The organism is Allorhizobium sp. nf9_anc, assembly GCF_056323085.1.
In genome coordinates this window covers 2,991,336-3,009,012 of record NZ_CM150481.1, presented here as the reverse complement: position 1 = coordinate 3,009,012, position 17,677 = coordinate 2,991,336, and the positions used below count along the sequence as shown (strand labels likewise).

Below are 17,677 nucleotides of genomic sequence, written 5' to 3'. Positions count from 1 at the left end.
CGGCTTGGATGCCGCGGTCGCAACATGCTGGATTCCATATGAAAAACTCCCTCTCGAAGGTGGTGGGCTACATGCTCGTCATCCTGCTCGGCTTGCTCGTCGCATTGCCGAATGTGCTGCCCGATACGACCCTTTCCCGACTTCCCTCCTGGCTGCCGCATGAGCGCGTATCGCTCGGCCTTGACCTGCGCGGCGGCTCCCATCTCGTTCTCGAGGTCGACCGCCCGGCGCTGACCGACGAATGGCTCCAGAGCCTCACCCAGGAGGTTCGTTCGACCCTTCTCGAAGCCCGCATACAGACCCGCAGCATTCGTCGCGACGGCGGCGCCGTGGTGGTGGCCCTTGCCGATCCCGCACAGATAAGTGCTGCGACCGAAGCGCTCGCGGTTTTGAACAACCCGACGGTCACGCTAACAGGGAGTGGGGCGCCCGAACTCGATGTCTCCACCAGCGGTGCGGACACCCTGAGACTGGCGCCGAGCGAGCAGGGCATCACCGCACGCATGAGCCAGGCGGTCGAGCAGAGCCTTGAAGTCATTCGCCAGCGCGTCGACCAGGTCGGTGTTGCCGAGCCGACCATCCAGCGCGTCGGCGCCGATCGCGTTCTCGTCCAGCTTCCCGGCGAGCAGGATCCGTCGCGACTGCGCGCGCTTCTCGGAACCACCGCCAAGATGAGCTTCCACCTGCTGGGAGAACAAGGAGCAGCCGGTGTCGAGACGCTGGAGGATGACGACGGCCGGGCCTATCCCGTTCAGTCGACGGTCCTCCTCGCCGGTGACCGGCTCACCGATGCGCGGGTGCAGTTCGACCCTCAGGGCGGCCAGCCCGTCGTCTCCTTCCGCTTCGATGGCGTCGGCGCAGACCGCTTTGCCAGCATCACCCGGGACAATGTCGGCCGTCCCTCCGCGATCGTGCTCGACGACAAGGTGCTGAGCGCGCCTGTCATCCGAGAGCCGATCACCGGCGGCGCAGGACAGATATCCGGAGACTTCTCTGTCGATGAGGCCAACACGCTCGCGGCCTTGCTGCGCGCGGGCGCCCTGCCGGCCAAGCTAACCGTCATCGAAGAACGCACGGTCGGCGCCGATCTCGGCAGCGATGCGATCGAAATGGGGATCATGTCAGGCCTCGCCGGCTTCGGCCTCGTCGTCGCCTTCATTCTCGCCCTCTACGGCACCTGGGGCCTGCTCGCGGTGCTGGCCCTCACGCTCAACGTCGTCCTGACCTTTGCCGGTCTGACGATGCTCGGGGCGACGCTCACCTTGCCAGGCATCGCCGGCATCGTGCTCGGCATCGGCCTGGCCGTCGATGCGAACGTCCTGATCAACGAGCGTATCCGCGAGGAGGTCGGCAAGGGGCGAGGGGCCCTTGCGGCCATCGACCACGGTTTTGCCAAGGCCTATTCCACCATCATCGACAGCAACGTCACGGCCCTCATCGCCACCGTTCTGCTCTTCTGGTTCGGCTCCGGGCCCGTGCGTGGGTTTGCCGTCACCATGGGCCTTGGCATCGCAATCTCGATGTTCACGGCCGTCTCGGTCGTGCGGGTCGCGATGGTCGCGATTGCCCGCCGCTACAAGCTGAAGACGATTGCCATCAAGCCACTCCTGCCGTTCAAGCTGATCAAGGACGGCACGAAGATCGACTTCATGAAGGCGCGGTTGTTCGGCATCGGTGTCTCGGCCTTCCTGTCGATATCCTCGATCATCCTGTTCATCACGCCGGGCCTCAACTACGGCGTCGATTTCAAGGGCGGCATCCAGCTTGAACTCTCGACATCGGGGCCGGCCGACCTCTCCGGTCTGCGCTCCGGCATCGAGAGCCTGAACCTGGGCGAAGTCGCCTTGCAGGAATTCGGCGATAGCAACCACGTCATGCTGCGTCTCGAGCGCCAGCCGGGCGGCGAACAGGCCCAGACCGATGCGGTCTCAAAGGTGCGCGAGACGATCCAGACGATCGATCCCTCGGCCAAGATCGAACGGACCGAAGTGGTCGGTCCGAAGGTGAGCGGCGAACTGGCGACTGCCGGTCTGACCTCGGTCATCCTCGCGTCGCTCGCCATGCTCGTCTATATCTGGGTGCGGTTCGACTGGCCCTTCGCCGTCGGAGCGATCGCCACGCTCATCCTCGACGTGACGAAGACGATCGGCTTCTTTGCGCTGACGGGTCTCGACTTCAATCTGACGGCGATCGCAGCCCTGCTCACGCTGGTCGGCTACTCGGTCAATGACAAGGTGGTGGTTTACGACCGGATGCGAGAGAACATGCGCCTCTACAAGACCATGCCCTTCCGCGACCTGATCAATCTTTCGATCAACGAAACGCTCGCCCGAAGCATCTACACCTCGGCGACCGCCTTCCTCGCCATGCTACCCATGGCGATCTGGGGCGGCAGTGCGGTCGAGAGTTTTGCCGTGCCCATGGTCTTCGGCATCTTCATCGCCGCGTCCTCGTCGGTCTTCATCGCGGCACCCATCCTGCTATTCCTCGGAGACTGGCGCAGCCGGAGGAAGACACGGCTGGACAAGATCGCAGCCGAAGAACAGGTAGCCTAAAGCCTTCAAGGCGGGCCTGTCTGAGCCAGGCCCGCCTCAACTCAAACCACGGTCACGGTGGCTGACCCGCAAATGCCGGGGCAACCATCCGTGTTGGTGAAACGCAGCCCTGCCTTTTCGAAGGCCAGCTTCAATTGTGCTTCCGTCGACCGATGCAAGCCATGTCGCAGACCTTCGAAATCACGGATCGTGCTGCGGGACACATGCGACTGTGTGGCCAGGTCCTCTTGTGTCCACCCGAGGTAGCCGCGAGCCGCGCGACACAGTGCTGGCGAAAAAACCGGTTCGTTTTGGGGTTGATCCATGCCTAAACTTGCCTAGATTGGGTGATATCGCCCATTTAGGTTGAAATTCTTTAATTTCTAGTCCGAGGCATTTTTCTCGGTCGCATCGTTGAAAGGAACTGGATTTGGGATAACGCTGGACGCTTCGATCCTCTTGCTGCTGGTCCTTGTGCTCCCATTTGTGGGGAGCGTCGCCTCGGCCTTCATTCTGAACACGACGTCACGCGACCTGCCGGTCTTCGTCGCAGGCGCCACGACGCTCCTGACGTTGATCGTCACTGCGTGTGCCTATCCCCTCGTCATGCACAACGGCGTGCTGCGGTTCACCGCAGAGTGGCTGCCGCAGTTCGGGCTTGATTTCGCTCTGAGACTAGATGGCTTTGCCTGGATCTTTGCCATGCTGGTCACCTCGATCGGCTTCCTGGTCATCCTCTATGCCCGCTATTACATGGGTAAGGACGACCCCATCCCGCGCTTTTTCTCGTTCCTGCTGGCCTTCATGGGCGCGATGCTCGGCATCATCGTCTCCGGCAACGTCATTCTGTTGTCGATCTTCTGGGAACTGACCAGCATCTTCTCGTTCCTGCTGATCAGCTACTGGCACACCAGTGCCGCGGCCCGCGATGGTGCCCGTATGGCGCTGACGATCACGGGGATCGGCGGCTTTTGCCTGCTGATCGGCATGTTGCTTCTTGGCAAGATCGTCGGCAGCTATGACCTCGACAAGATCCTCGCCTCCGGCCAGCTCATTCGCGAGCATCCGCTCTATCTGCCGACCCTGATCTTCATCCTGCTCGGCGCGCTGACCAAGAGCGCCCAGTTTCCCTTCCATTTCTGGCTGCCGAACGCGATGGCAGCCCCGACGCCCGTCTCGGCCTTCCTGCATTCCGCCACCATGGTGAAGGCAGGTGTCTTCCTGCTCGTGCGTTTCTGGCCGGTGCTTTCAGGCACCTATGAGTGGTTCATCCTCGTTGGCCTGGCGGGTGTTTCGACACTGCTGCTCGGCGCTTTCCTCGCCATGTTCCAGCGCGACCTCAAAGGCTTGCTAGCCTATTCGACGATCAGCCATCTCGGCCTGATCACGACGCTTCTCAGCCTTGGCAGCCCGCTGTCGACGGCGGCGGCGATCTTCCACATGCTCAATCACGCGACGTTCAAGGCCTCGCTCTTCATGGCGGCCGGCATCATCGATCACGAGACGGGCACGCGGGACATGCAGCGGTTGAGCGGCCTCTACCGTTTCCTGCCGGCAACCGCGACGCTCGCCATGGTCGCGAGCGCCGCCATGGCTGGCGTGCCGCTGCTCAATGGCTTCCTGTCGAAGGAGATGTTCTTCGCGGAAGCCGTCGAAACCCATGCGGATTCGACACTCGACGTGATCCTTCCCTACGTCGCGACGCTCGCCGGCATCTTCAGCGTCGTCTATTCGCTGCGCTTCATTCACACCGTCTTCTTCGGGCCTCCACCGGTCGGACTGCCCAAGGAAACGCCGCATGAGCCGCCGCGCTGGATGCGTGTTCCGATCGAAGTCCTCGTCGTCGTCTGCCTTGTGGTCGGCATCGTTCCCGCGATCTCGATCGGGCCTTTCCTGCAGACGGCGGTTGAAAGCGTGCTTGGCGATCGGACACCGGAATACAGCCTCAGCATCTGGCATGGGTTCAATGTCCCGTTGTTGATGAGCCTCGTTGCCCTGGTCGGCGGCTTCCTGCTCTACATGGCGATGCGGGATTATCTTTCCCGCTCCGAGGATGGTCCGCCCTATCTGCGCCGACTTAAAGGACAGCGCCTGTTCGAACGTGTCCTCGTCACCGTTTCCTGGCGCTGGGCGCGTCTGGCGGAAAGCCGGCTCGGCACCCGCAATCTGCAGCCGCAGCTCAGATGGATTGTCGTCACCGGCTTCCTCGCCGCAACCCTGCCGCTTTATCTCTCGGGCTTCGAGCGCAGACCCGTCGTCTTCTCGGCAGTCGATCCGGCTTTCGCGCTTATCTGGCTGGTCGGCATGGCGCTGGCGATAGGGGCCGCCGTGTCCGCCAAGTATCATCGCCTGGCATCACTCATCATGCTGGGCGGGGTGGGCTTGATCGTCTGCATGACCTTCGTCTGGCTGTCGGCGCCCGACCTTGCCATCACCCAGTTGCTCGTCGAGATCGTCACGACCGTCCTGATCCTTCTTGGCCTGCGCTGGCTGCCCAAGCGCTCACCCGGGATCGGCGAGGTGATGACCCTGCGGAGCCGCTTCCGCCGCTTCCGCGATCTGGCGATTGCGATCGTCTGCGGTGTCGGCATGTCCGTCGTTGCCTTCACGGTCATGACGATGCCGGTGCCCGATGCCATCGCGAGCTACTTCCTGCAGAATGCCTATACGGAGGGTGGCGGTCGCAATGTCGTCAACGTGATCCTCGTCGACTTCCGCGCCTTCGACACCTTCGGGGAAATCGCCGTGCTCGGCATTGTCGGCCTGACGGTCTATGGCCTGCTGCGCCGCTTCCGTCCCGCCGAGGACAGCATGGAGCTGCCCGAGCAGCAGCTGACCCAGAACCGCTTCGACGCCGACCAGCCGGAGCGCTCGCCGGGTGACATGATGCGCGACTATCTGCTGGTGCCTTCGGTGCTGATGCAGTGGCTTTTCCCTGTCATCATCACCTTTGCCGTCTATCTGTTCATGCGGGGCCACGACATGCCGGGCGGCGGCTTCTCGGCAGGCCTGACGCTGTCGATTGCTTTCCTCCTGCAATATCTTGCGGGTGGTACGCGCTGGGCGGAGGATCGCATTCGCATCCTGCCGCTGCGCTGGATGGGGGCCGGGATCCTGATCGCGGCAGCAACAGGGATCGGGGCCTGGCTGCTTGGCCATCCGTTCCTCACCTCGCACTTCCGCTATTTGGAGATTCCGCTCATCGGCAAGGTGCCGGCTGCATCCGCCTTGCTCTTCGATCTCGGTGTTTTCCTGCTCGTGGTCGGCGCAACGGTCCTGATCCTGGTGGCGCTCGCCCACCAGTCGATCCGCATCAACCGCCTGAGGGCGCAGGAAGCAAAGGGGGAGAAACGCTGATGGAAATCATCCTGTCCCTGGCCATTGGTCTGATGACCACCTGCGGCGTGTGGCTCATCCTGCGTCCGCGCACCTTCCAGGTGATCATCGGATTGTCGATGCTCTCCTACGCCGTCAACCTGTTCATCTTCGGCGTTGGTGGCGTCAAGAGCAACATGCCGCCGATCCTTGAGGATGGGGTGGTGTCGACGACACTCACCGATCCGGTTCCGCAGGCACTGGTCCTTACCGCCATCGTCATCGGCTTTGCGACCACTGCGCTCTTCCTCGTCGTGCTGCTCGCCGCCCGCGGCCTGACTGGCAATGACCATGTCGATGGGAGGAACGAGTAGCCATGATTGCCTGGAGCCACCACCTGATCGTCACGCCGATCCTGATACCCATGGTGACAGCCGCTCTCCTGCTGTTCATCGACGAACGCAACAGAACCGCCAAGGCACTCGTCAGCCTTGCTGGGGTCATCCTGCTGCTGGCAAATGCCATCCTGTTGTTCGCGATCGAAAGCGGTCCGAACGGCTTCGACAATGTCTATCTGCTCGGCAATTGGGCCGCCCCCTTCGGCATTGTTCTGGTCATCGACGGCCTGTCGGCAATGATGCTGTTGCTGACATCGATCCTTGCGCTGGCAGCATTGGTCTTCTCTCTCGCCAAATGGCATGCCGTGGGCGCCCATTTCCACAGCCTGTTCCAGCTGCTGTTAGCGGGCGTCAACGGCGCACTGCTAACCGGCGACCTCTTCAATCTCTTCGTCTTCTTCGAGGTCATGCTCGCCGCCTCCTATGGCTTGCTGCTCCACGGAACGGGCACGCTGCGCGTCAAGTCGGGACTGCATTACATTGCCGTCAATCTTGTCGCGGCTCTGTTCTTCCTCATCGGGGTAAGCCTCGTCTATGGTACGGCCGGCACGCTCAATATGGCAGATCTTGCCCTGCGCATGCCGGAGATGGAGCCGGATCGGCTTATCCTGATGGAGGCGGGTGCAGCCGTTCTGGGCGTGGCATTCCTCATCAAGGTCGGCATGTGGCCGCTCTGCTTCTGGCTGCCCACCGCTTATAGTGCAGCCTCCGCGCCGGTCGCCGGCATGTTTGCGATCCTCAGCAAGGTCGGCATCTATGTCATCCTGCGCCTCACCATGCTTCTCTTCGGCGATGGTCCATCGGCAGGCTTTGGCGCTGAAGTGCTGTTGATCGGCGGAATGGCGACACTTGTGTTCGGAACCATCGGCGTGCTTGCCTCCCAGGCACTTGGTCGGCTTGCCGGCTATTCGGTCCTCGTCTCATCCGGCACGCTTCTGATGGTGCTGGGCATCAATGATGGTGTCGTGTCGTCCGGCGCGCTGCTCTACCTCGTCAGCTCCACCCTGACCATCAGCGCCTTCTTCATGCTGATCGAGCTGGTGGAGCGCGGGCAGGATGCCGGCGCCAACGTCCTTGCAGTCACCATGGAAGCCTATGGCGACGGAGAGGAAGCCGATATCGAGGATGGCAACGGCACGACCATGCCGGGCACGATGGCGATCCTTGGCATCTGCTTTGCCGCCTGCGGCATCCTGCTGGCCGGGCTACCGCCACTCTCCGGCTTCATCTCCAAATTCGCCATGCTATCGGCAATGATGGGCACAGGATCGATCGGTCAGACGCCCGATCTCGCCGTCTGGACCTTGATCGTGCTCGTCATCTTCTCCGGCATCGCCGCACTGATTTCGATGACCCGCGCCGGCATCCGAACCTTCTGGGGTTCGATCGAGGGAGCGGTGCCGCGCGTGCTGGTCGTGGAGCTGGTACCGGTCATGATGTTGCTGTCACTGACGCTGGTCCTCACCATCCAGGCACGCCCGGCAATGACCTATATGGACACGACGATCAGGACGCTTGCCAATCCTTCGGCCTATATCGACGCGGTCCGCAACGCCACCGTGGTCAGGGATGCGAGCCCGGTGGCGGTCGGCGAGGGGGAGGGCGCGCCATGATGCCCTATCCGCTCCTAAGCCTGTCGCTGCTCGTGATGTGGCTGCTGCTCAACGACTTCACGCTCGGCCATCTGATCCTCGGATCGGTCGTTGCCATGTTTGGCGGTTGGGCCATGGCGTCGCTCAGGCCCGACAAGCCGAAACTGAAGAAGTGGTATCTCGTGCCCACGCTGATGTGGCGTGTCTTCACGGATATCATCCGCTCGAATGCCGCCGTCGCATTCCTCATCCTGCGCGGCAAGCGCCAGAAACATACAGCCGGCTTCATCACCGTGCCGCTCGAGATCGAACACCCGACAGCGCTTGCGATCATGGCTGTGATCCTGACCAGCACGCCGGGTTCGGCCTGGCTCGCCTATGATGGTCGCCGCAAGACGGTTCTGATCCATGTGCTCGATCTGATCGACGAGGAGGCCTGGGTGAAGAACATCAAGGACCGCTACGAAAGCCTGCTGCTGGAGATCATCGAATGAGCGCCATCATTTTCTTCACCGCCGTATCGATCTCGAAACTGCTCCTGGCACTTGCCCTGATGATTGCCGTCGTGCGCGTCTTCATCGGCCCGCGCGCCCAGGACAGGATTCTGGCACTCGATGCATCCTACGTGACCGCCATGCTGCTGCTCGTCACCTTCGGCATCGGCAGTGGCCGCACGGTCTATTTCGAGGCCGCTCTGGTCATTGGCATGCTCGGTTTCGTGGCAACGGTGGCACTCGCCAAGTTCCTCATGCGCGGAGAGGTGATCGAATGACCATGCCCATCGCCGACCTCCCGCTGTGGATGGTCATTACCGTCTCCGCCCTGCTTCTTCTCGGCTCTAGCCTGACACTGCTCGGCGCATTCGGCCTCTTGCGCCTGCCGACCTTCTACGAGCGCATCCACGCGCCCACGCTCGGAACGAGCTGGGGTGTGGGCGGCATCATGCTAGCCTCCATCCTGTATTTCTCAGTTGTCGGATCGAGAGCCGTCGTCCATGAGATCCTGATCGGCATCTTCGTGACACTCACAACGCCTATCACCCTCATTCTGCTGGCGAGAGCAGCCCTGCACCGCGATCGCGCAGAGGGCAACCCAACTGTTCCGGAGGATGGTTCTCCGGGAGAGCGGCAATAATTTTCGCTCATCGCAGACAAGTTTGCGGTGCTGTTGAATTCGTGCGGCGAGGGCGACGGGCGTTCAATGGCTCAGTCGGACCCGCTCGTGTTCAGCCTGCCACGGCGTTGCATCGGACTTCGACGCAAGGAAACAAAGCTCCACGCGTGTGCCTTCCCCCAAACGAGAGGTGATTCTGACTTCGCCACCAGACTGGCGGACGAACCCATAGACCATGGCGAGCCCGAGGCCAGACCCCCCGGTTTTTGATCTCGTGGTGAAGTAGGGTTCCAACGCTTTGTCGAGGACTTCGGGCGACATACCGACACCTTCGTCGATGACTGCGATGGTGACCGTGTTTACCTCCCCGCTTGCTTCAATTCGGACTGTTCCGCCATCTGGCATTGCGGCCGACGCGTTCAGGCAAAGATTCAGAATGGATTGCTCGAGCAGCGCAGGATCGAGACTGACGGTTGGCAGATTGGCTCCAAGCTCCAGCTCCAGACGATTGCGGGCGCCAATAGCCATTTCCAGAACATCCGCCATCCCTTGAAGGATCGTGGCAACCTCGATCGATGCTGGACGGATCTGCTGCTGACTGCCGACGGACAACATGCTGGATGCGAGCGCTCGCCCACGCTCGGCGGCCTTCCGTATGCGTCCCAGGTGACGCTTCTGCCTTTCGGTGAACCCTGGTTCGCGCTCAAGTAGGCCAAGACTTCCGGTGATGATGCCAATCATATTGCCAACCTCGTGGCTTACCTGATGCGTCATGCGCATGACCACATCCAGGCGTTGGGCGCGGGCCGCCTCGATCTCCTGGCGATCCATGGCCGTCACGTCTCGGGCGAGCAGGACCACGCCGCCGTCAGGTTGCCTTGATGCAGAAATCTCCACCACCTGGTCGTCAACAAACCGGTGCCGCAGCATTTGACGCTCGACAAGCGAGCCGCTCTCATTTTCGGTGGGCATAAGAAGGGGATCGATCTCCGGGACCGTTCCAACGAACCGTCTCAGCGACATTTTTCGCGAGGATCCCGTTTGGCGCATCAGTTCGATGATGCGGCGGTTCATGGTGATCGGCCGACCTGTCGGATCGAAGAGGGCAATGCCTTCATTCATTGTCCGGAAAGTGGATCGGATCGTCCGAGCAGCCGCTTCTGCCGTGCGTCTCAGACGGGACACGCGATCGACGCTCTCCTTGAAAGCGCGAAATGCGTCAAGCAAGCGGATCAGCTCCGTTTCAGTCCCGGCATAAACCGGCGGCCCGACATTTTCCTCTCCGCGAGCCAGCGCATTCATGCCGCGCGAGAGGTCACCTATTCCGTGTGAAACGCGCATAACTGAGCGAATTGAGAGAATAGCTAGGATAACGACCGCGAAGGATGCAAGCACGATCATGACAAGCAGTTGGCGCAATGCGCTTGAGGTGGCTTCGAGATTCTTGTTCAGCGCGCTGGCAACGAATGCGCTCTGGGTTTCGGTTGCATGCGAGAGGTCGCGCGAGACGGTGTGCAGCCGTGAGACCGATGCGCGGATGGTGAACATCTCCAATAGGTAACGGGTCTGTGCCTCAAAGATCCGACGGTAGGGTTCCAGTTGCTCAGGCGAGACCCTTAGATTGGGGCCTGGTACCAGCATTCGGACGGTCGTCTCGGCCACGAAGCGTCGTTGAAGTTCGCCAAGCTGGAAGAGACTGTCCGACGTGGAGGCTGATTGTGCGATATCGTTCAGGCGCTGCCGTAGCTCCTGATCCTGAATGGCGCGAGCGGTCGCTATCTCTCCGAGTGCGACGGCCGCTTCGGCCTTATGTGCCTGTGCGGCATCTGCATTTGCCGCAAGTGCCAGTGTCTGGTCCTCGATGCTCTCAAGCAGTTCAATGATCCGGTGCGCGCCGGTGCCTGGCATGGCAGTGCCCGGCTGATCCGGTGCCATGGTCTGAAGAAGTGTGCCGACCTGGGCCACCACGGCGCGGCTTTCACTCGAGACACGGTAGGGGGACGTTGCATTCATCAGGAAAGGTGCGCTCGAAACGAGGTCGGAAACCTGCCTTGAGACGAGCGAAGCCTTGGCGAGACTTGAGAAAGCCTGCACGCTGTAGGCCGACATTTCGCTGCGCGCCCTCTGCAGACCATAAATGGCGACGGTCGACAGGAGGAGAACTGAGGCGCAGATGAATGCGATTGCGAAGGGCAATCGAAAGGCGATGGAGGAGAGGAAGGCGCGGTTGATCAAGGCGATAATCCGGCTTCATCGGTGTGCAGCACATAACCTTTGCCGCGTCGCGTTTGGATATGGCGGGGCAGGTCGGGGTTACGCTCGATCTTACGCCTGAGCCGCAGGACCAGAACATCGACGTTGCGATCAACGAAACGATCGGAGTCAGCGCCCATACGGTCGAGAATCTGGGCGCGGCTCACGGGGGTGTTCGGCGTCTCGGCGAGGATTTCCAGCAGGGCAAATTCGGCGGACGTCAGCGTCTTCGTTGGATCGGCGAGGCAAACGGCACGGCGTTGACCGAGATCGACGGCCCATTCGCCGAGCCTGAGCGCCGTTGACGGCTGTTCGCGCTCACTCTCCCTGTCGTGGCGTAGTTGGGGATGGGTACGACGGAGAACCGCCTTGATCCGGGCGGTGAGTTCGTTCGGTTCGAACGGTTTGACCACGTAGTCGTCTGCGGCCGTCTCCAGTCCCAGCACCCGATCGGTCGCACTTCCCGCAGCCGTCACCATGACGATGCCGACATCGGTCTGCGCTCTCAGGCGCTGGGCGAAGGCTCGGCCCGAAAGGCCCGGCAGGTTATGGTCGACAAGAACCAGTTGAACCGTCTCGTGCAGCAATCGATCTTGCGCTGCCTCGGCGGAGGGCGCCGTCACGGGTATCCAACCCTCTGCCTCCACCAGGTCACAGATAAGCTCCGCCATATCCGGATCGTCCTCGACGATCAGAATTTTCACCTTCTGGTTCAACACGTTGCAGTCCTCCCGGCGGCATCATAACCGGGCAGGGCAAAAACGCCAAAGACTTGGTGGTTATCGGCAAACGTCACAATTGTAACATTTGCAATCTCTGCAACGAGTGACGACGTCACGGTGAAAGATCGGTAACCATTCTCCGGGTTGCCAGCCCGGGCCGATATGGACATGCTTCAGTCATTGGAACGGGGAGGTTCCAAGGGAGGACGACGTGAAGTTATTGACCGCCATCGGCGCCGGGGTACTTGTGACCTTCGCCACGGCTACGGGATCCCGGGCAGCCGACACGCTGAACATTCTCTGCGGTGTCGACGAGGTCTGGTGCGCCGTCATGCAGAAGACCTACGAGGCGAGGACCGGCCTTGCCATCAACATGCCGCGGATGAGCACTGGCGAAATACTCGACCGTGTGCGGGCTGAGAAAGATGCGTCGACGGTCGATGTTTGGTGGGGCGGGACCGGCGTCACACATCTGCAGGCAGCCTACGAAGGATTGCTCGAACCCTACCGTCCCCAGCAGGAAGCAGACCTTCTGCCCTGGGCTCGGAACTTCTTCTCCCTGTCCGGCGGCACGTCCGTCGGCCTTTATGCCGGGGCACTCGGATTTGCCTACAACGGCGAGCTTCTGGCGGCTGCAGGATTGCCGGCGCCCAACTGCTGGAAGGATCTCGCCAAGCCGATCTATCGCGGCCACATCCTGTCTGGAAACCCGCATTCGTCAGGCACCGCCTTCACAACGCTGGTGACGCTCGTGCAGTTGCTTGGCGAAGACGAGGCTTTTGGCTATATGCGCGAACTCGGCCAGAACATCACCGAATATACCAAGGCCGGTGCAGAGCCGGTCAAGGCGGCGGGCAGGGGAGAGATCACGATCGGCATCTCCTTCATGCATGATGCCGTCACGCAAAAGGAGGCGGGCGCTCCCCTCGTGATCGTCGCGCCCTGCGAGGGCACCGGCTACGAAATCGGAGCGGTCAGTATCGTCAAGGGCAGTCGCAATCTGGAAGAGGCGCGGCGATTCGTCGATTTTGCGCTGAGCCCCGAAGGGCAGGCGACCGGTGCTGCCGCGGGCCAGAACCAGGTGCCATCCAATGCCCGGGCCGTGCTGCCGCCCGCCGCTCCCGATATCTCGATGATCAAGATGGTGGACTATGATTTTGCCACTTTCGGATCACCCGAACAGCGAAGTCGGCTCCTGAGCCGCTTCGATAGCGAGATCAACCCGACGAACTGATTTTTCCACGACCGGACGATCTCAGACACGGTGCCTTCCAGGCACCGCCGCCGAAGGCTTGTCCGTTTTCTTCGACTTCCATCAGACGCAAGCAACAGGAGGATACCCATGCGACTGACAATACTCTCGACTCTACTCTTCGCCGGCACGAGCTTGTCTGCCGGTTCGGCTCTGGCTGCCGGTGAGCTCAACCTTATCTGCGCCGCCGACGTCGTGATCTGCGAACAGATGCAGGGCGATTTCGAAAAGGCATACGACATCAAGGTCAACATGGTCCGCATGTCCTCCGGTGAGGCCTACGCCAAGATCCGCGCCGAAGCCCGCAATCCGAAGACCGACCTCTGGTGGGCCGGCACCGGCGACCCTCATCTCCAGGCCGCTTCCGAAGGGCTGACGGAAGAATACAAGTCGCCGATGTTGGACCAGTTGCAGGATTGGGCAAAGAACCAGGCCGAAAGCTCGGGCTTCAAGACCGTCGGCGTCTATGCCGGCGCGCTCGGCTGGGGTTACAACACCGAGATCTTCAAGCAGAAGGGCTATAAGGAACCGGTGTGCTGGGCCGACCTACTGGCTCCGGAACTAAAGGGCGAGATCCAGATCGCTAACCCGAACTCGTCTGGAACCGCCTATACCGCGCTCGCCTCGCTCGTGCAGATCATGGGCGAAGACAAGGCCTTCGAATATCTGAAGTCCCTCAACGCCAACATCTCGCAATACACCAAGTCCGGCTCCGCGCCGGTGAAGGCTGCTGCCCGCGGCGAGACCGGCCTCGGTATCGTCTTCATGCATGATGCGGTGGCCCAGACGGCCGAGGGCTTCCCGGTCAAGTCGATCGCACCTTGCGAAGGCACCGGCTACGAGATCGGCTCCATGTCGATCGTCAAGGGCGCTCGCAACATGGAGAATGCCAAGACCTGGTACGACTGGTCGCTGCAGCCTGAAGTGCAGTCGCGCATGAAGGACGCCAAGTCCTTCCAGCTTCCCTCGAACAAGACGGCGGAGATCCCCAAGGAAGCGCCGCGCTTCGAGGACATCAAGCTGATTGATTACGATTTCAAGACTTATGGCGATCCGGAAAAGCGCAAGGCGCTGCTTGAGCGCTGGGATCGTGAGATCGGCGCTGTCGCCAACTGACGCCTGACCCTATCAGCCGGCGGTCTCTGGACCGCCGGCCCATTTCTCTTCCCGCGAATCTATTGATGAGGTCGACCATGAGACATGGCAACCGCAGACTGGACCTGTTGCTGGCCTTTGGAGCCGCGTCCTTCATTCTACTTCCCTGGTACAGGCTGGAATCCGGCTTCTTCGGCCTTGATTGGCTCGGCGACTTTCCCTTCACGGAGAGCACTGCGCCAGGCGTTCTGCAGTTGGTGGTTCACGGGCGCCTTTGGCTTCTCGGTGTCGTGCTCTTCTTCGGTCTCGGTTTCACAGCACGTTTCATTGCCGACCCGATGCGCCGTGGTGCGTTTTTTGCGGCAGCAGGTGCGGCAGGCCTCGTCTATCTCTGCCTGCAGGGATTGGCGGTCGGCTTCTCCGGCTGGACCTGGGGGATCAGCGAAACGCTTTTCGGAGCACTGTCCGACGGGCAACCCTCGATGGGTGCCGGTGCCGTCACTATGGCAATCGTTTTCGTCCTGATGTTCGCCTTCGGTCTGGTCGAACGCGGCGTGATGAAGGGCGATGCCTTCGTCGTCGGGTCGATCTCGCTCCTTGTCTTCCTCGTCTTCGTCTTCGTCTTCTATCCGATCGGCAGCATGCTGGTGGCGGCCGTCCAGGATTTCGACGGTTCCTTCAAGCCGGATGGCTTCATCCGCAACCTGCAGGATCCGGGCATCTGGAGCCTGAGCTGCCTAGTGGGTGAGGGCCGCTGCGGCGTCGCCTGGCGCACCTTCACGCTCGCCATCATGACGGCGTCCGCCTCCACATTGCTGGGCCTTGCCTTCGCACTCGTGGCGACCCGCACCCGCTTCCCGTTCAAGAAGGGCCTGCGCCTTCTCACCGTCCTGCCGATCATCACTCCGCCCTTTGTCATTGGCCTTGCCCTCGTGCTGCTGTTCGGTCGCGCTGGTGTAGTTACCGAGACCCTGTCCAGCCTGTTCGGCATCGAGCCTGGCCGCTGGCTTTATGGCCTGACCGGTATCTGGATCGCTCAGGTCCTGTCCTTCACACCGATATCGTTTCTTGTCCTCATCGGTGTCGTCGAGGGCGTCAGCCCATCGATGGAAGAGGCTTCGCAGACGCTGAGAGCCGATCGCTGGCGCACCTTCTGGCGCGTTTCGCTGCCTCTCATGAAGCCGGGCCTCGCCAATGCCTTCCTGATCGGCTTCATCGAAAGCATGGCCGATTTCGGCAATCCGCTGGTGCTCGGCGGCAGCAATGGTGTGCTCTCGACCGAAATCTTCTTCGCCGTTGTCGGCTCGCAGAACGATCCGTCGCGCGCCGCGGTGCTGGCGCTGGTCCTCCTCTTCTTCACGCTGTCGGCCTTTCTTGCCCAGCGTCTTTGGCTGTCGGGGAAGAACTTCGCAACCGTCACCGGCAAGGGCGACAGCGGCGCCCATATTGCCCTGCCGCGCGGTATCTCGATTGGCGTACATGCTCTCGTCATCCCGTGGATGATCTTCACGGTCGTCATCTACGGCATGATCCTCGTGGGCGGCTTCGTCACCACCTGGGGCCTCGACAACACGCTGACCCTCGAACACTACGCCCGCGCGTTTTCGGTCAGCATCCAGAACGGCTCGATCGCCTGGACGGGCGTGGCCTGGAATTCCTTCTGGACGACTATGGAGATTTCGCTGATCTCCGCGCCGTTGACCGCAGCCGTCGGACTTCTGACCGCCTACATCATCGTCCGGCAGAAGTTCGCCGGTCGGAACCTCTTCGAGTTTGCGCTGATGATGAGCTTTGCCATCCCCGGCACGGTCATCGGCGTCAGCTACATCATGGCCTTCAACCTGCCACCGCTCGAAATGACCGGCTCTGCCCTGATCCTCATCGCCTGCTTTGTCTTCCGCAACATGCCGGTTGGTGTCCGCGGCGGGATCGCAGCGATGAGCCAGCTCGACAAGAGCCTGGATGAAGCCTCTCTCACGCTTCGAGCCGACAGCTTCCGCACGGTGCGCAAGATTATCCTGCCGCTTTTGCGTCCAGCGATCACCGCCGCACTCGTCTACTCCTTCGTGCGAGCCATCACCTCGATCAGTGCGGTCATCTTCCTCGTCAGCGCCGAACACAACATGGCGACCTCCTACATCGTCGGCCTTGTCGAGAATGGCGAATACGGTGTGGCGATCGCCTATTCCTCGATGCTGATCGTCGTGATGATCACTGTCATCGGTGGGTTCCAGCTCCTTGTCGGCGAACGCAAGCTGCGTCGCGAAAACCGTATCGCCGGTCTCGGCAACAACAGTCCCGTTCCTCTCGGTCAGGAGAAAACCGCATGATCACCGTCAAAGCCGGATCCGTCACATTCCAGAATGTTCGCAAGACTTTCGGCGCCTTCACCGCCATTCATGAACTTTCACTCACCATCGAGCCCGGTACTTTGGTGACCCTGCTTGGCCCCTCCGGCTGCGGCAAGACGACGACGCTGCGCATGCTGGCGGGTCTGGAGCACCCGACGTCTGGAAAGATCCTGATCGGTGGCAAGGATGTGACCATGCTGCCGGCCAACGAACGCGACGTGTCCATGGTCTTCCAGTCCTATGCGCTCTTTCCACATATGACCTCGCTCGAAAACGTCGCCTACGGCCTTCAATCGTCAGGATTGGGCAAGAACGAGGCGCGTGAGAAGGCCGAGGAAGGCCTCAAGCTCGTCGGCCTCGCCGGCATGGGCCATCGCCTTCCGGCAGAACTGTCCGGCGGCCAGCAGCAGCGCGTGGCCGTCGCGCGCGCCTTGGTTCTCGAACCTCAGGTCCTGTTGCTCGACGAGCCGCTCTCCAACCTCGATGCACGTCTGCGCCGCCGCGTCCGCACGGAGATCCGCGATCTCCAGCAACGCCTGGGCTTCACAGCCGTCTATGTCACCCATGACCAGGACGAGGCGCTTGCCGTCTCCGACCGGATCATCGTGATGAAGGATGGCGAGATCGCCCAGTCAGGGGCACCGCGCGAACTCTACGAAGCGCCGGCCTCGCCCTTCATTGCCGACTTCATGGGGGAGGCGAATGTGCTGCCCTGTGAAGTGGTCCAATCGGAGGGCGGCCAAGTCTTGGTGCGTGTCAGCAATCTCGAGCATCGCCTGCAGTCCAAGGCGGGCCGGGGCCCTGCCAAACTCGCCGTGCGGCCCGGTGCCATCCGGATCGACTCTGCCGGCGCAGAGGGCCTGAGGGGCCGCGTCCTGCACTCCGCCTATCTCGGCGGTCATGTCGAATATGAGGTCGAGACCGATGTCGGCACGCTCTTTGTCATAGATCACGACGTTGATCATGCTCATGCCGCCACGAGCGACGTCACATTGGCGTTCAAGAACCGTGGCATTGCCGTCATCAGCGGCTGAAGATTTTTTTAAAAGAAG

14 protein-coding genes are annotated in these 17,677 nt (G+C 61.4%); 11 read left to right on the top strand and 3 right to left on the bottom strand.

Going from position 1 to position 17,677, the window contains the following annotated elements; all coding sequences use genetic code 11:
• Positions 1 to 38 precede the first annotated feature (38 nt).
• Positions 39 to 2,555, top strand: coding sequence for a protein translocase subunit SecD (gene secD / locus AC02Y0_RS14770; protein ID WP_476379629.1), 2,517 nt, complete (start codon positions 39 to 41; stop codon positions 2,553 to 2,555).
• Between the two features lie 41 nt (positions 2,556 to 2,596).
• Here the strand turns inward: secD and AC02Y0_RS14765 are convergent, their stop codons facing one another.
• Complete coding sequence (locus AC02Y0_RS14765) at positions 2,597 to 2,860, bottom strand: helix-turn-helix domain-containing protein (protein WP_476379628.1); 264 nt, start codon at positions 2,858 to 2,860, stop codon at positions 2,597 to 2,599.
• Between the two features lie 109 nt (positions 2,861 to 2,969).
• Between AC02Y0_RS14765 and AC02Y0_RS14760 the strand changes: the two genes are divergently transcribed.
• From AC02Y0_RS14760 to mnhG, 6 genes are read left to right on the top strand one after another with little or no spacing between them, the layout of a single operon-like run.
• On the top strand, positions 2,970 to 5,891 hold the full coding sequence (locus AC02Y0_RS14760; protein WP_476384047.1) for a monovalent cation/H+ antiporter subunit A: 2,922 nt from the start codon (positions 2,970 to 2,972) through the stop codon (positions 5,889 to 5,891).
• Positions 5,891 to 6,223 (top strand): Na+/H+ antiporter subunit C, encoded by a 333-nt coding sequence (locus AC02Y0_RS14755; protein WP_165222373.1) that lies wholly within the window; start codon positions 5,891 to 5,893, stop codon positions 6,221 to 6,223. The genes AC02Y0_RS14760 and AC02Y0_RS14755 overlap by 1 nt, the downstream gene beginning before the upstream one ends.
• A gap of 2 nt (positions 6,224 to 6,225) precedes the next feature.
• Positions 6,226 to 7,860, top strand: coding sequence for a monovalent cation/H+ antiporter subunit D (locus AC02Y0_RS14750; protein ID WP_476379626.1), 1,635 nt, complete (start codon positions 6,226 to 6,228; stop codon positions 7,858 to 7,860).
• Complete coding sequence (locus AC02Y0_RS14745) at positions 7,857 to 8,333, top strand: Na+/H+ antiporter subunit E (protein WP_476379625.1); 477 nt, start codon at positions 7,857 to 7,859, stop codon at positions 8,331 to 8,333. Before AC02Y0_RS14750 ends, AC02Y0_RS14745 begins: the two co-directional genes overlap by 4 nt.
• Complete coding sequence (locus tag AC02Y0_RS14740; RefSeq protein WP_476379624.1) at positions 8,330 to 8,611, top strand: K+/H+ antiporter subunit F; 282 nt, start codon at positions 8,330 to 8,332, stop codon at positions 8,609 to 8,611. Before AC02Y0_RS14745 ends, AC02Y0_RS14740 begins: the two co-directional genes overlap by 4 nt.
• Positions 8,608 to 8,973 (top strand): monovalent cation/H(+) antiporter subunit G, encoded by a 366-nt coding sequence (gene mnhG, locus AC02Y0_RS14735; protein WP_476379623.1) that lies wholly within the window; start codon positions 8,608 to 8,610, stop codon positions 8,971 to 8,973. The genes AC02Y0_RS14740 and mnhG overlap by 4 nt, the downstream gene beginning before the upstream one ends.
• A gap of 63 nt (positions 8,974 to 9,036) precedes the next feature.
• Here the strand turns inward: mnhG and AC02Y0_RS14730 are convergent, their stop codons facing one another.
• Positions 9,037 to 11,187, bottom strand: a complete 2,151-nt coding sequence (locus tag AC02Y0_RS14730) for a sensor histidine kinase (RefSeq protein ID WP_476379622.1) — start codon at positions 11,185 to 11,187, stop codon at positions 9,037 to 9,039.
• Complete coding sequence (locus tag AC02Y0_RS14725) at positions 11,184 to 11,924, bottom strand: response regulator transcription factor (RefSeq protein WP_112240679.1); 741 nt, start codon at positions 11,922 to 11,924, stop codon at positions 11,184 to 11,186. Before AC02Y0_RS14725 ends, AC02Y0_RS14730 begins: the two co-directional genes overlap by 4 nt.
• Before the next feature lie 214 nt (positions 11,925 to 12,138).
• On the opposite strand from AC02Y0_RS14725, the gene AC02Y0_RS14720 reads away from it, so the two are divergent.
• The 4 genes from AC02Y0_RS14720 (at position 12,139) to AC02Y0_RS14705 (ending at position 17,659) form a co-directional block, all read left to right on the top strand.
• Positions 12,139 to 13,161: an ABC transporter substrate-binding protein gene (locus AC02Y0_RS14720; protein WP_476379621.1), complete on the top strand. Its 1,023-nt coding sequence runs from the start codon at positions 12,139 to 12,141 to the stop codon at positions 13,159 to 13,161.
• Between the two features lie 108 nt (positions 13,162 to 13,269).
• Positions 13,270 to 14,295, top strand: a complete 1,026-nt coding sequence (locus tag AC02Y0_RS14715) for an ABC transporter substrate-binding protein (RefSeq protein ID WP_476379620.1) — start codon at positions 13,270 to 13,272, stop codon at positions 14,293 to 14,295.
• 77 nt (positions 14,296 to 14,372) lie between these two features.
• Positions 14,373 to 16,604 carry an ABC transporter permease gene (locus AC02Y0_RS14710; RefSeq protein WP_476379619.1) on the top strand — a complete coding sequence of 744 codons (2,232 nt, stop codon included), beginning with the start codon at positions 14,373 to 14,375 and terminating at the stop codon, positions 16,602 to 16,604.
• Positions 16,601 to 17,659 carry an ABC transporter ATP-binding protein gene (locus AC02Y0_RS14705; protein ID WP_476379618.1) on the top strand — a complete coding sequence of 353 codons (1,059 nt, stop codon included), beginning with the start codon at positions 16,601 to 16,603 and terminating at the stop codon, positions 17,657 to 17,659. Before AC02Y0_RS14710 ends, AC02Y0_RS14705 begins: the two co-directional genes overlap by 4 nt.
• Positions 17,660 to 17,677 lie beyond the last annotated feature (18 nt).

Coding starts and splice junctions, on each gene's coding strand:
- AC02Y0_RS14705 (WP_476379618.1), top strand. CDS start 16,601: ATGATCACCGTCAAAGCCGGATCCGTCACATTCCAGAATGTTCGCAAG.
- AC02Y0_RS14755 (WP_165222373.1), top strand. CDS start 5,891: ATGGAAATCATCCTGTCCCTGGCCATTGGTCTGATGACCACCTGCGGC.
- AC02Y0_RS14740 (WP_476379624.1), top strand. CDS start 8,330: ATGAGCGCCATCATTTTCTTCACCGCCGTATCGATCTCGAAACTGCTC.
- AC02Y0_RS14745 (WP_476379625.1), top strand. CDS start 7,857: ATGATGCCCTATCCGCTCCTAAGCCTGTCGCTGCTCGTGATGTGGCTG.
- AC02Y0_RS14765 (WP_476379628.1), bottom strand. CDS start 2,860: ATGGATCAACCCCAAAACGAACCGGTTTTTTCGCCAGCACTGTGTCGC.
- mnhG (WP_476379623.1), top strand. CDS start 8,608: ATGACCATGCCCATCGCCGACCTCCCGCTGTGGATGGTCATTACCGTC.
- AC02Y0_RS14715 (WP_476379620.1), top strand. CDS start 13,270: ATGCGACTGACAATACTCTCGACTCTACTCTTCGCCGGCACGAGCTTG.
- secD (WP_476379629.1), top strand. CDS start 39: ATGAAAAACTCCCTCTCGAAGGTGGTGGGCTACATGCTCGTCATCCTG.
- AC02Y0_RS14750 (WP_476379626.1), top strand. CDS start 6,226: ATGATTGCCTGGAGCCACCACCTGATCGTCACGCCGATCCTGATACCC.
- AC02Y0_RS14710 (WP_476379619.1), top strand. CDS start 14,373: ATGAGACATGGCAACCGCAGACTGGACCTGTTGCTGGCCTTTGGAGCC.